General features: G+C 54.2%; 15 protein-coding genes. 7 read left to right on the forward strand and 8 right to left on the reverse strand.

The genetic code is table 11. The annotated features are described in order from the left end of the window. Window positions 1-13: 13 nt before the first annotated feature. From IPZ49_RS20440 to tilS, 3 genes are all read left to right on the forward strand, one after another. Complete coding sequence (locus IPZ49_RS20440) at window positions 14-2,146, forward strand: lysine decarboxylase LdcC (RefSeq protein WP_063146444.1); 2,133 nt, start codon at window positions 14-16, stop codon at window positions 2,144-2,146. Window positions 2,147-2,212: 66 nt separating this feature from the next. After that, window positions 2,213-2,602: a VOC family protein gene (locus IPZ49_RS20445; protein WP_063146445.1), complete on the forward strand. Its 390-nt coding sequence runs from the start codon at window positions 2,213-2,215 to the stop codon at window positions 2,600-2,602. A 58-nt stretch (window positions 2,603-2,660) separates the two neighbouring features. Beyond that, window positions 2,661-3,947 carry a tRNA lysidine(34) synthetase TilS gene (gene tilS, locus IPZ49_RS20450; RefSeq protein ID WP_058677791.1) on the forward strand — a complete coding sequence of 429 codons (1,287 nt, stop codon included), beginning with the start codon at window positions 2,661-2,663 and terminating at the stop codon, window positions 3,945-3,947. Between the two features lie 26 nt (window positions 3,948-3,973). On the opposite strand, the gene rof is transcribed toward tilS, so the two are convergent. Further along, window positions 3,974-4,234, reverse strand: coding sequence for a Rho-binding antiterminator (gene rof / locus IPZ49_RS20455; RefSeq protein ID WP_023305471.1), 261 nt, complete (start codon window positions 4,232-4,234; stop codon window positions 3,974-3,976). Beyond that, window positions 4,221-4,421, reverse strand: coding sequence for a YaeP family protein (locus tag IPZ49_RS20460; protein ID WP_003856146.1), 201 nt, complete (start codon window positions 4,419-4,421; stop codon window positions 4,221-4,223). The genes rof and IPZ49_RS20460 overlap by 14 nt, the downstream gene beginning before the upstream one ends. 195 nt (window positions 4,422-4,616) lie before the next feature. On the opposite strand from IPZ49_RS20460, the gene IPZ49_RS20465 reads away from it, so the two are divergent. Genes IPZ49_RS20465 through nlpE form a run of 3 tightly spaced genes read left to right on the forward strand, consistent with a single transcriptional unit; the run spans window position 4,617 to window position 6,313 of the window. After that, the gene (locus tag IPZ49_RS20465; RefSeq protein WP_022647118.1) at window positions 4,617-5,162 is read left to right on the forward strand and encodes a YaeQ family protein; all 546 of its coding nucleotides are present in this window, start codon (window positions 4,617-4,619) and stop codon (window positions 5,160-5,162) included. Continuing rightward, complete coding sequence (arfB, locus tag IPZ49_RS20470) at window positions 5,159-5,575, forward strand: alternative ribosome rescue aminoacyl-tRNA hydrolase ArfB (RefSeq protein ID WP_022647119.1); 417 nt, start codon at window positions 5,159-5,161, stop codon at window positions 5,573-5,575. The genes IPZ49_RS20465 and arfB overlap by 4 nt, the downstream gene beginning before the upstream one ends. Window positions 5,576-5,614: 39 nt before the next feature. Further along, the gene (gene nlpE, locus IPZ49_RS20475) at window positions 5,615-6,313 is read left to right on the forward strand and encodes an envelope stress response activation lipoprotein NlpE (RefSeq protein WP_006810026.1); all 699 of its coding nucleotides are present in this window, start codon (window positions 5,615-5,617) and stop codon (window positions 6,311-6,313) included. Between the two features lie 46 nt (window positions 6,314-6,359). On the opposite strand, the gene proS is transcribed toward nlpE, so the two are convergent. The 6 genes from proS to metN form a co-directional block, all read right to left on the reverse strand. Next, window positions 6,360-8,078, reverse strand: a complete 1,719-nt coding sequence (gene proS, locus IPZ49_RS20480) for a proline--tRNA ligase (RefSeq protein WP_063146446.1) — start codon at window positions 8,076-8,078, stop codon at window positions 6,360-6,362. 112 nt (window positions 8,079-8,190) lie between these two features. After that, a complete protein-coding gene (gene tsaA, locus IPZ49_RS20485) occupies window positions 8,191-8,898 on the reverse strand; it encodes a tRNA (N6-threonylcarbamoyladenosine(37)-N6)-methyltransferase TrmO (RefSeq protein ID WP_023299375.1) in 708 nt (235 codons plus the stop codon). After that, the gene (rcsF, locus tag IPZ49_RS20490) at window positions 8,895-9,299 is read right to left on the reverse strand and encodes an Rcs stress response system protein RcsF (protein WP_003856133.1); all 405 of its coding nucleotides are present in this window, start codon (window positions 9,297-9,299) and stop codon (window positions 8,895-8,897) included. Before rcsF ends, tsaA begins: the two co-directional genes overlap by 4 nt. Window positions 9,300-9,405: 106 nt before the next feature. Then, the gene (metQ, locus tag IPZ49_RS20495) at window positions 9,406-10,221 is read right to left on the reverse strand and encodes a methionine ABC transporter substrate-binding lipoprotein MetQ (RefSeq protein ID WP_006810023.1); all 816 of its coding nucleotides are present in this window, start codon (window positions 10,219-10,221) and stop codon (window positions 9,406-9,408) included. Window positions 10,222-10,261: 40 nt separating this feature from the next. Continuing rightward, window positions 10,262-10,915, reverse strand: coding sequence for a methionine ABC transporter permease MetI (locus tag IPZ49_RS20500; RefSeq protein WP_003856130.1), 654 nt, complete (start codon window positions 10,913-10,915; stop codon window positions 10,262-10,264). Then, window positions 10,908-11,939 carry a methionine ABC transporter ATP-binding protein MetN gene (gene metN, locus IPZ49_RS20505; protein WP_023299376.1) on the reverse strand — a complete coding sequence of 344 codons (1,032 nt, stop codon included), beginning with the start codon at window positions 11,937-11,939 and terminating at the stop codon, window positions 10,908-10,910. Before metN ends, IPZ49_RS20500 begins: the two co-directional genes overlap by 8 nt. A 188-nt stretch (window positions 11,940-12,127) precedes the next feature. On the opposite strand from metN, the gene gmhB reads away from it, so the two are divergent. Beyond that, window positions 12,128-12,694, forward strand: coding sequence for a D-glycero-beta-D-manno-heptose 1,7-bisphosphate 7-phosphatase (gene gmhB, locus IPZ49_RS20510; RefSeq protein WP_022647122.1), 567 nt, complete (start codon window positions 12,128-12,130; stop codon window positions 12,692-12,694). Window positions 12,695-12,833: the final 139 nt, after the last annotated feature.

A 12,833-nucleotide genomic window follows, 5' to 3' on the forward strand; every position in this document is an offset into this window, starting at 1 on the left:
AAGGAGGTAAACCATGAACATCATTGCCATCATGGGGCCACACGGTGTCTTTTATAAAGACGAACCCATCAAGGAGCTTGAGCAGGCCCTTAAAGCACGCGGATATCAGCTAATCTGGCCGCAAAACAGCGCCGACCTGCTGAAATTCATCGAACACAATCCGCGCATCTGTGGCGTGATATTCGACTGGGACGAATACGACATGGAGTTGTGCAGCGAGATCAATAAGCTCAACGAATATCTTCCGCTGTACGCCTTTATCAACACTCACTCGACCATGGACGTCAGCGCCCACGATATGCGTATGGCGCTGTGGTTCTTCGAATACTCACTCGGCGTTGCCGAGGACATTGCGACCCGCATTCAGCAGTACACCGGCGAATATCTGGATAACATCACCCCGCCGTTTACGCGTGCGCTGTTCACCTATGTGAATGAAGGGAAGTACACCTTCTGTACGCCAGGCCACATGGCGGGAACGGCCTATCAAAAAAGCCCGGTGGGATGCCTGTTCTATGATTTCTTTGGCGGTAACACGCTGAAGGCGGACGTGTCGATTTCGGTGACCAAGCTGGGCTCGCTGCTGGATCATACCGGCCCGCATCTGGAAGCCGAAGAGTACATCGCCCGGACCTTTGGTGCCGAGCAGAGCTACATGGTGACCAACGGAACCTCAACGTCGAACAAGATCGTCGGCATGTACGCCGCGCCTGCCGGTAGCACGTTGCTGATTGACCGAAACTGCCATAAATCACTGGCGCATTTGCTGATGATGAGTGACGTCGTGCCGCTCTGGCTGTCTCCCACGCGTAATGCGCTGGGGATCCTCGGCGGCATTCCTCGCCGTGAGTTCGCGCATGAAGCCATTGAAAATAAGATCGCGGCGATCCCCGAGGCAAGCTGGCCTGTGCATGCGGTGATCACCAACTCCACCTATGACGGGCTGCTTTACAACACGAACTGGATCAAGCAGACGCTGGACGTGCCGTCGATTCACTTTGACTCCGCGTGGGTGCCTTACACCAATTTCCACCCGATTTACTCGGGTAAAAGTGGGATGAGCGGCGAGCGGGTGCCGGGTAAGGTGTTCTTCGAGACGCAGTCGACGCACAAAATGCTGGCCGCGTTTTCCCAGGCGTCTCTCATTCACATCAAGGGTGAGTACGACGAGGACACCTTCAACGAAGCCTTCATGATGCACACGACCACGTCGCCCAGCTACCCGCTGGTGGCGTCCATCGAAACGGCGGCGGCGATGCTGCGCGGCAATCCCGGGAAACGCCTTATTAATCGTTCGGTGGAGCGGGCGCTGCATTTCCGAAAAGAGGTTCAGCGACTTAAAGATGAAGCGGACGGCTGGTTCTTTGATATCTGGCAGCCGGAAGAGATTGATGAGGCAGAATGCTGGCCCGTCGCGCCGGGGGAGAGCTGGCACGGTTTTCGGGATGCTGATGCAGACCACATGTTCCTTGATCCGGTTAAGGTGACGATCCTGACGCCGGGCATGAATGAGCAGGGTGTGATGGGTGAGGAAGGGATCCCGGCTGCGCTGGTGGCGAAGTTCCTTGATGAGCGCGGCGTGGTGGTGGAGAAAACCGGCCCCTATAATTTGCTGTTCCTGTTCAGTATCGGGATCGATAAAACCCGCGCGATGGGCCTGCTGCGCGGGCTTATGGAGTTTAAGCGCGCATACGATCTTAACCTGCGGGTGAAGAATATGCTGCCGGATCTCTACGCGGAAGATCCTGACTTCTACCGCAATATGCGTATTCAGGATCTGGCCCAGGGGATCCACAGGCTGATCCGCCAGCACGATCTGCCGCGCCTGATGCTGCAGGCATTTGATGTTCTGCCTGAAATGAAGCTCACGCCGCACAGGGCGTGGCAACGCCAGGTGAAAGGGGAGGTTGAAACCATTGAGCTGGAGAACCTGGTCGGGCGGGTATCAGCCAACATGATCCTGCCTTATCCGCCGGGCGTACCGCTGCTGATGCCGGGCGAGATGATCACCGAGGAGAGCCGGGCGGTGCTCGATTTCCTGCTGATGCTCTGTTCGATAGGGCGCCACTATCCGGGCTTTGAGACGGATATTCACGGTGCGAAACGCGATGATAACGGCGTGTACTGGGTGAGAGTCCTAAAATAAAAGGGGCCGCTTGCCAGGGGCGGGTTGTCGGTTGTAACGTTCAGGGCACCATAAAAAGGAGAAACTATGCTGGGTTTACAAGCTGTTCATCATATTGCGATCATTGCCACCGATTACGCGAAAAGTAAGGCCTTTTACTGCGACATTCTCGGCTTTACGCTGTTGAGCGAGGCCTACCGCGAGGAGCGCGATTCCTGGAAAGGCGATCTGGCGTTAAACGGACAATATGTGATTGAACTGTTCTCTTTTCCTTTCCCGCCAGCGCGTCCTTCGCGCCCGGAAGCCTGCGGCCTGCGCCACCTGGCCTTCAGCGTCGATAACCTGGACAGCGCGGTAAAGCATCTGGAAGCCCACGGCGTGGCCTGTGAAGCAATTCGCATCGATCCCTTCACCGATAAACGTTTCACTTTTTTCAACGATCCGGACGGTCTGCCGCTGGAGCTTTATCAGCAGTAATCGCCGTCATGTGTGATAATGCCCGTTCAGTTCGGGCATTTTTTATGTGTAATTTCCTATGACCTTACCCGCTATCGCGCACGCCGTTTCACCCTACCGCCAGCTGCTGGTGGGGTTCAGCGGTGGCCTGGATTCCACCGTTTTGCTGCACCGTCTTAAGCTCTGGCGCGACCGTGAGCCTGACGTCCAGCTGCGGGCGATGCATATCCATCACGGCTTAAGCCCCCATGCCGACGACTGGGTAGCGCACTGCGAAGCGGTGTGCTCAGGGTGGGCGATCCCGCTAATCGTTGAACGCGTCACGCTTGAGGATGAAGGGCTGGGTATTGAGGCGCAGGCGCGCAAAGCCCGCTACGCCGCGTTTTCCGGCGCGTTACAGCCTGGAGAAGCGTTGGTCACCGCGCAGCATCTGGACGACCAGTGCGAGACGTTTTTACTGGCGCTCAAGCGGGGCAGCGGGCCTGCGGGTTTATCCGCCATGCCTGAGCGTGCTGGTTTTGCTGAAACAGAGCTCATCCGCCCGCTACTGGGTGAGACGCGCGCATCACTGGAAGCCTGGGCGCAGCAACATCATCTGCGCTGGATTGAAGACGAAAGCAATCAGGACGACAGTTACGACCGTAACTTCCTGCGCCTGCGCGTCTTACCGCTGCTGAGTGAGCGCTGGGCCCATTTTTCCGAAGCGGTGGCCAGAAGTGCCATGCTTTGTGCTGAACAGGAAAGCTTGCTGGATGAGTTGCTGAGCGGGGAGCTGAATACGCTGACTACCGCTGACGGTGCCCTGAACATTGCGCCGTTGAAAGTGATGAGCCCCGTGCGTCGGGCTGCTCTGATTCGTCGCTGGCTGGCTTCCCACCGTGCGGTTATGCCGTCCCGGGCGATGCTCAACCGTATCTGGGAAGAAGTTGCACAGGCGCGGGAAGATGCCGCACCGTGTATACACCTGAATGGTTATGACGTCAGGCGCTATAAAGAGCAACTCTGGTGGGTGAAATCTGTGCCGTCGCTGGCTGACGTTGTGCTCGACTGGCCGTCGCCGGAAAAAGCACTAACGCTACCGTTGAATGCCGGTGTCGTTGCGTTAAGCCATTCGGGCAATGTGCGTCTACCTGAGCCGGACGAGAACGTCACCATACGCTTCAGGGCCAGCGGCATGCTGCATATCGTTGGGCGTAACGGCGGGCGTAAACTGAAGAAAATCTGGCAGGAACAGAACGTTCCGCCCTGGCGACGTGATACCACGCCGCTTCTGTTTTACGGCGACACGCTCATCGCGGCGGCAGGTGTGTTTATTACCCAGGAAGGGTGGGCTGAAGCGGGTGTCAATTTTGAATGGAAAGCGTAACGGGCAGCCTGGCTGCCCGTTGGTTATCAGGATTCGCTCACCACGACGGTGCCGATTTCCGGATGGCTGAAACTGGCAATTTTGTCGAGGCGTAGCTCACGCGTTGCACCTGCATCTTCCACAACCAGGTATTCCACATTTTTACGGGAAACCAGATCGCTGGCCTTTGCCTTTAGCACTTCGCCATCTTTTAGCTCCAGCGTCAGTATTAAATGATGCTGGCAGGCGAGTTCGAGGTTGTCATAGTCATCACAATTGATGGGTTGATAGATATCATTCATCGACATAATCGCTCACCAGTAAATTCGCCGCAGCATACGCTGCTTTTTCCCTGACCGATTCAGAAAGGCTCTCATCAGAGGCCACTTCATTCAGCACGTTCAATACACAGCCCAACGCATCCGGGATGTACCCCAGATCTCCGCTGGCAATTTCCGCATACCGTCTGCGAATCAACTCACAATAATTATTCACATCACCTCCTGCCAGCGTACTGACTTACTGTGAGATATCATTAAGCCTACGAAGTTAAACTCGGTTTAGCAAGGTGACTATACCATACTCATTTAAGCAATATCAGCGCCTTGATAACGGGGTGCCACCACCTCGTAACAGCCTTTTGCTGCGGTTTTCGCTACAATGTACGCCTGATTCGAAAGGAGTTCTCTCATGGCGCTGAAAGCGACAATTTATAAAGCTGTGGTCAATGTGGCGGATCTTGACCGTAACCAGTTTCTGGATGCGTCATTGACGCTGGCGCGTCACCCTTCTGAAACCCAGGAGCGCATGATGCTGCGCCTGCTGGCGTGGATTAAGTATGCCGACGAGCGTCTGCAATTTACCCGTGGTTTAAGCGCGGAAGATGAACCGGAAGCCTGGCTGCGCAACGATCATCTGGGTATCGATTTATGGATTGAGCTTGGCCTGCCGGATGAACGCCGGATCAAAAAGGCGTGCACCCAGTCAGCTGAAGTGGCGTTGTTTGCCTATAACCAGCGCGCGGCGGAGATCTGGTGGCAGCAAAACAAAAATAAATGTGCGCAGTTCAAAAATCTTACCGTCTGGTATCTGGATGATGAACAACTGGCACAGCTGAGCGCGTTCGCCAGCCGGACAATGGCGCTTCAGGCAACGATTCAGGACGGCGCCATCTGGCTTTCCGATTCTCAGAATAATCTGGAAATTCATCTCACGGCCTGGCAGCCCGTATCATGATTGAGTTGTCCCGAAACGTCAGCATCCCTGATCACGAGCTGGAGATCACCGCCATCCGTGCTCAGGGCGCAGGGGGGCAGCACGTTAACAAGGCCTCAACGGCTATCCATTTGCGCTTTGACATCCGGGCCTCCAGCCTGCCAGAGTATTATAAAGAAAGTCTGCTTGCCGCCAGCCATCATCTGATCACCAGTGAAGGTGTGATTGTGATTAAAGCGCAGGAATATCGCAGCCAGGAAATGAACCGGGAAGCGGCACTTTCCAGACTGGCGGCGGTCATAAAAGAGCTGACGGCAGTACAAAAAAGTCGCCGGGCAACACGTCCAACGCGGGCATCGAAAGAACGTCGGTTGTCATCGAAGGCGCAGAAATCCACCGTAAAGTCACTGCGTGGCAAAGTCCGTCACCCGTAATGTGACGAAAGGGACACACTTTTTCATAAGGAATGTATTGTGAAAAAAGCATTATTATCAGCGCTGGCCGTGACAAGCCTGTTCGCGCTTTTTGGCTGTAACAACCGTTCAGAAACACAGGTACTACAGCCAACGCAAAACGAAGAATTGAAGCCGATGCAGCAGAGCTGGCGCGGCGTATTGCCATGTGCAGATTGTGAAGGCATCGAAACCTCTCTGTTCCTGCAAAAAGATGGCACCTGGGTGATGAACCAGCGCTATCAGGGGGCGAAAGAGCCGTCTTCTTTTGCAACATACGGAACATGGGCGCGTACGGCTGAAAAGCTGGTATTGACTGATACCACGGGCGATAAAACGTATTTCCGCGCCAAAGGCGAGGGGATGGAGATGCTCGATCGCGAAGGCAATCCGATTGAATCCCAGTTCAACTATACGCTGGCCCCGGTAAAAGCGACCCTGCCTGCAACCCCAATGGCGATGCGAGGGATGTATTTCTACATGGCGGATGCGGCAATCTTCACTGACTGTGCAACCGGGAAGAAAGTCAGCGTGGCGAACAATGCCCAGCTGGAGCGTGACTATGCCGTCGCGCGCGGTAACGACAGCAAACCAGTGTTGCTGACGGTTGAAGGGCATTTTACGCTGGAGCCAAACCCCGATAGCGGTGAGCTGGTGAAAACGCTGGTGGCAGATAAAGACGCGAAGTTTGCTGCGGGTAAAGACTGCGAAAGCAAATAAGTTATAGCCATTAAAAAACCCCGCACTGGCGGGGTTTTTTTGTTTCTTAGCCTTTGATGGCTTTCACCAGGTAATCAAGAATGTCGCCCGTCTTGAGCATCTGTTTTTCGCCGTTGCGACGGTACTTGTATTCAATCTCGTCGCTGTCGAGGTTACGGTCGCCGATGACGACGGTGTGTGGAATACCGATCAGTTCCATATCAGCAAACATCACGCCAGGACGCTCTTTACGGTCATCCATCAGCACGTCGATACCTTTCGCGCTCAGCTCAGCGTAGAGTTTCTCTGCCAGCTCCTGCACGCGGTAAGACTTGTGCATGTTCATTGGCAGGATCGCCACCTGGAACGGCGCGATGTTATCCGGCCAGACGATTCCGCGTTCGTCATAGTTCTGCTCGATAGCGGCCGCAACAACGCGCGTTACCCCAATGCCGTAGCAGCCCATGGTCAGAACCTGGTTACGACCATCTTCGCCCTGAACGGCAGCGTTCATTGCGCGCGAGTACTTATCGCCCAGCTGGAAGATGTGGCCTACTTCGATACCGCGTTTAATCATCAGGGTACCCTTGCCGTCCGGGCTTGGATCGCCTGCGACCACGTTACGGATGTCAGCCACTTCCGGCGTCGCCACGTCACGATCCCAGTTGATGCCGAAGTAGTGTTTACCGTCGATGTTTGCGCCCGCAGCGAAGTCGCTCATTGCCGCAACGGTGCGGTCAATCACCACAGGAACAGGCATGTTCACCGGACCCAGAGAACCTGGGCCTGCGTTCACCACGGCGCGGATTTCGGCTTCCGTCGCGAAGGTCAGCGGGCTGGCAACCTGCGGCAGCTTCTCGGCTTTCACTTCGTTCAGCTCGTGATCGCCACGGACCAGCAGGGCTACCAGCGGGTAAGCGCTGCCTTCAGCCGATTTCACCAGCAGGGTTTTCACGGTTTTTTCGATCGGCAGATTAAACTGTTCAACCAGCTCAGCGATGGTTTTCGCGTTTGGCGTATCAACCAGCGTCATCTCTTGCGTTGCCGCGCCGCGTGGTTCTTTTGGTGCCAGCGCTTCTGCGAACTCAATGTTGGCGGCGTAATCAGAGGAGTCAGAGAAAATTACATCGTCTTCGCCGCTCTGCGCCAGAACCTGGAATTCATGAGAGGCGCTACCGCCGATTGAACCGGTATCAGCCTGTACAGCACGGAAATCCAGCCCCATGCGGGAGAAGATTTTGCTGTAGGCCACGTACATTTTGTCGTAGGTCTCTTGCAGTGATTCCTGAGAAGTATGGAAAGAGTAGGCATCTTTCATCAGGAATTCGCGAGAGCGCATAACGCCAAAGCGTGGGCGCACTTCGTCACGGAACTTGGTTTGGATCTGGAAGAAGTTCAGCGGCAGCTGTTTGTAAGAGCTCAGCTCGTTACGGATCAGATCGGTGATCACTTCTTCATGCGTTGGGCCGAGGACGAATGGACGATCGCCACGATCGGCAATACGCAGCAGTTCAGGACCGTACTGCTCCCAGCGACCGCTCTCCTGCCACAGTTCAGAAGGCTGAACGACCGGCATTAACACCTCGATAGCACCGGCGTTGTTCATCTCTTCACGCACGATGTTTTCGACTTTTTTCAGGACGCGCACGCCGGTCGGCAGCCAGGTGTATAACCCGGAGGCCAGCTTGCGGATCATCCCGGCGCGCAGCATCAGCTGGTGGCTGATCACCTCGGCGTCGGCAGGTGTCTCCTTCAGAGTGGAGAGCAGATATTGGCTAGTACGCATGTTGTTACGGTTCCATTTCGACGATTGGAACAGGCTGAAACACCAGCCTGACACAAAAAAAGTGGTTTAGTTTACCAGTGTGGCAAAGATGCCAAAAGAGAGGAGAACAAAATTACCTGGGTTCCAGGGCAAACACTTCAAAACCTGCATCAGTTACGCGCCAGCGCACGTTAAAGTCCAGCAGCCAGACGGCGTACGTTTTTCCTGCGTCTTCCTCTTTGCGGTAGGCGGGACGAGGGTCCTGCGCCAGGACTTCGACGATAAAGTCACGCAGACGAGGATAGCGCTTTTCCAGCTGGCTGATTTGCGTCGTTATTTCAGATGTGAAGTAAACCGGCATCTCTGCCTGTGGGGCGTCCTGAGCATAGCTTGCACGGGCATCCGGCAGCGCTTCGGCGAAGGGCAGGTAAGGTTTAATATCGATGACCGGCGTACCATCAACCAGGTCAAGGCTACCTAACTCCAGTATCACCCGATCTTTCTGACAGCGTATCCCTTTCAGTTCGACCAGCGACATCCCGACTGGATTCGGTCGGAACGTTGAGCGGGTGGCAAAAACTCCCATTCTGGCATTTCCGCCCAGACGAGGAGGACGCACGGTAGGACGCCAGCCGCCTTCCATGGTCTGGTGAAACACAAACACCACCCATAAATGGCTGAATGCCTCAAGCCCGCGCACTGCATCGGCCTGATTATACGGCGCGACAAGATGCAGCTCGCCGCCGCCGTTAAGGACCAGTCCCGGCTGACGCGGCACGGCGAACTTTTCTTTATAAGGGGAGCGGATAACGCCTATCGGCTCGAACTGAAATGAACTCATTTCGCCGTGATGTTAAGCGCAGAACCGATACATACCGCCTGACGGTAGCAGCCCGGCGTACCACTGGTGACCTCGCAACTGTGCAGCAGCACCGCGTTGGCTTTCATTTTCGACGCGTTGATTTGCATACGCTTGCGGGCTGTTGGGATATTTGGAGGGGAGTCCTGATTCGTTGCCTGGCAGGATTCGCCGCTCACTTCGCCCAGTTCACGGAATGGCTTACCGACCAGCTCGTCGGCTTTAGTAATAATACGTACCGGCGCAGCGCGAGGCGCTTTCGGTTTTGCTGGCTCCGCTTTTGGCGGGGTTGCAGTGCTTTGAACGGGTTCAACAGGAGATCTGCTTAGCATAGAACAGCCGCTCAGCATCAGTGCTAAAAGACAGATCGGTAAAGCACGCATAATAGTTCCTCAGTGGATAATCAAAACGTCAGATATTGAAGCAGTTGACCGCACAAATGACAAGACGGGCAAATGCCCGTCTTGATGATATTACACTGAGGTGAGATTACCAGCCTTTAACCGCGCCGCCGTTAAACACCTTATTGGCTTCCTGGTAAACTTCTTCAGACTGATATGCCTGCAGGAATTTCTTCACATTCTCCGCGTCTTTGTTGTCTTCGCGAGTCACGATCAGGTTGACGTACGGGGAATCTTTATCTTCAACAAAGATGCCATCTTTCGCAGGGGTCAAACCGATCTGGCTGGCGTAAGTGGTGTTGATAACGGCCAGCGCGATCTGTGCATCGTCCAGAGAACGTGGCAGCTGAGGGGCTTCCAGCTCAACAATTTTCAGATTTTTCGGGTTTTCGGTCACGTCCAGAACGGTCGGCAACAGGCCAACACCTTCTTTCAGTTTAATCAGGCCCACTTTCTGGAGCAGAAGCAGCGAACGGCCAAGGTTGGTTGGGTCGTTAGGGACGGCAACCTGTGAACCCGGCTGGAGTTCATCCAGAGATTTAATTTTCTTGGAATAACCGGCAATCGGGTAAACGAAGGTGTTACCGACAGCAACCAGCTTGTAGCCGCGATCTTTGATCTGTTGATCCAGGTACGGTTTATGCTGGAAGGCGTTAGCGTCAATGTCGCCTTTGCTCAGCGCTTCGTTTGGCAGAACGTAATCATTGAAGGTCACCAGCTCAACGTCCAGGCCATATTTTTCTTTCGCGATTTTCTGCGCGGCCTCAGCAACCTGCTGCTCTGCACCGACGATAACGCCTACCTTGATGTGGTTCGGATCTTTTTCGTCCTGACCGCAACCCACCAGTGCCAGCGAACCAATCAGTGCGCCTACTGCTGCAAAGGTCTTAAATTTAAACGCCATGTTATATCCTTAACTCGTCGAGTTTGTGTTGTTTGTAACGTTATTTATGCGTAACAGCCCGGACGATACGATCGCCAGAGAATTGGATTAAGTAAACCAGCACAACCAGCAATACCAGAACGGTATTCATTACGGTAGCGTTATAGCCAATATAGCCGTACTGATATCCAATCTGTCCTAAACCGCCAGCACCCACGGCGCCGCCCATCGCGGAATAACCGACCAGGGTGATAAGCGTGATGGTTGCTGCATTCACCAGCCCAGGCAGCGCCTCAGGCAGCAGAACTTTGCGAACGATCTGCATTGGCGTCGCACCCATAGCGCGGGAAGCTTCAATCAGGCCTGTTGGGATTTCCAGCAGGGCGTTTTCCACCATACGGGCGATAAACGGCGCGGCGCCTACGGTTAGCGGGACAATTGCCGCCTGCAAACCAATCGACGTCCCGACAATAACGCGTGTAAACGGAATCATCCACACCAGCAGGATAATAAACGGTATAGAACGGAAAATGTTCACCAGCGCAGAGAGCGTGCGATACAGCTTCGCGTTTTCAATAATTTGACCCGGGCGCGTGACGTACAGCAGTACGCCGACCGGCAGCCCAATCACAAAACCAAAAAAGCCCGATACGAAGGTCATTGCCAGCGTTTCCCAAACGCCGCGAACCAGTAGCCACATCATCGGCTCAGACATAACCCAGCACCTCTACTTTTACGTGATGTTCTTGCAGCCAGGCAATTGCCGCCTGGGTTTCTTCCTGTGTGCCGTGCATTTCCGTCAGCATAATGCCGAACTTCACGCCACCGGCGTAGTCCATCTGCGCGCTAATAATGTTGTTATTCACGTTAAAGCGACGCGCGGTTTCGGACAGCAGCGGTGCGTCAACGGACTGGCCCGTGAACTCCATGCGCAGCATCGGGACGCTGTCAGGCGTTGCGTCTGCTTTTAAACGTTCCAGATAATCTTCCGGAATATCCAGATGCAGTGTGGACTGAATGAACTGCTGAGCCAGAGGCGTTTTCGGGTGCGAGAAGACTTCGCTGACCGTGTCCTGCTCAATCAGCTCACCGTTGCTGATGACGGCGACGCAGTCACAGATACGCTTCACCACGTCCATTTCGTGCGTAATAAGGAGGATAGTCAGGCCCAGACGACGGTTAATGTCTTTCAGCAGTTCCAGGATAGAACGCGTGGTGGCCGGATCTAACGCGCTGGTGGCTTCATCACACAGCAGCACTTTTGGGTTGCTTGCCAGCGCGCGAGCGATTGCTACACGCTGCTTTTGCCCGCCTGAGAGGTTGGCCGGGTAGCTGTCATGCTTATCACCCAGCCCAACCAGATCCAGCAGTTCGGTGACGCGTCGGGTAACCTCTTCTTTTGGTGTGTTATCCAGCTCCAGCGGCAACGCCACGTTTCCAAAAACCGTGCGTGAGGCCAGCAGGTTAAAGTGCTGGAAAATCATGCCAATCTGGCGACGCGCTTTGGTGAGTTCTTTTTCTGAGAGAGCGGTAAGCTCCTGGCCGCCAACTTCTACGCTGCCCTGGGTCGGGCGCTCAAGCAGGTTAACACACCGGATCAGCGTACTTTTACCCGCACCCGATGCGCCAATGACGCCATAAATCTGACCAGCAGGCACATGCAGGCTGACGTTGTTCAGCGCCTGAATGGTTCGGTTCCCCTGCTGGAACACTTTGGTGATATTGGAAAGTTTAATCATTAGATTATTTTTATCATATGTAAGTTAGCCGTGGCATTTTCTTCTGCCAGATACGGGGAATGACCGTAAACAAAATGGATGTTAAGGCATCCAGACGTCTAAATCAATCCACCTCTGTGCGATGAGCACTTTATTGCGCTGCGATTCATGAGATACTAGCTGAACAAGCCTTTTTCAGGAGCAAACCGGTGGCAAAATCTGTACCCGCAATTTTTCTCGATCGTGACGGCACAATTAATGTGGATCACGGTTACGTCCATGAGATTGATGAGTTCGAATTTATTGAGGGCGTAATAGATGCCATGCGCCAGCTGAAAGAGATGGGCTATGCGCTGGTGGTGGTAACTAATCAGTCCGGTATCGCCCGGGGTAAATTCACCGAAGCGCAGTTCGAGACGCTGACGGAATGGATGGACTGGTCTCTGGCCGATCGTGGCGTCGATCTTGATGGCATCTATTATTGTCCGCATCATCCACAGGGAACAGTAGAAGCGTATCGTCAGACATGTGATTGCCGTAAGCCACACCCGGGCATGTTTATCTCTGCACAGGAATTCCTGCACATTGATATGGCCGCGTCTTTTATGGTGGGCGATAAACTGGAGGATATGCAGGCAGCGGCGGCGGCAGGTGTGGGAACCAAAGTATTAGTGCGGACCGGTAAACCAGTCACCCCAGAAGCAGAAAATGCAGCTGACTGGGTGATAACTAGTCTGGCAGATCTGCCAAAAGAGATTAAAAAGCACCAAAAATAGACGTTTTGGTGAAAAGGTGAGCGGTTGAAATAAAAATGCATTTTTCCGCTTGTCATTCCTCGGCGGCTCCCTATAATGCGCCTCCATCGACACGGCGGATGTGAATCACTTCACAGACTACCCGGTCGGTTGAAGAGAA

The organism is Enterobacter cloacae complex sp. S2 (assembly GCF_015159675.1).
GTDB classification, from domain to species: domain Bacteria; phylum Pseudomonadota; class Gammaproteobacteria; order Enterobacterales; family Enterobacteriaceae; genus Enterobacter; species Enterobacter intestinihominis.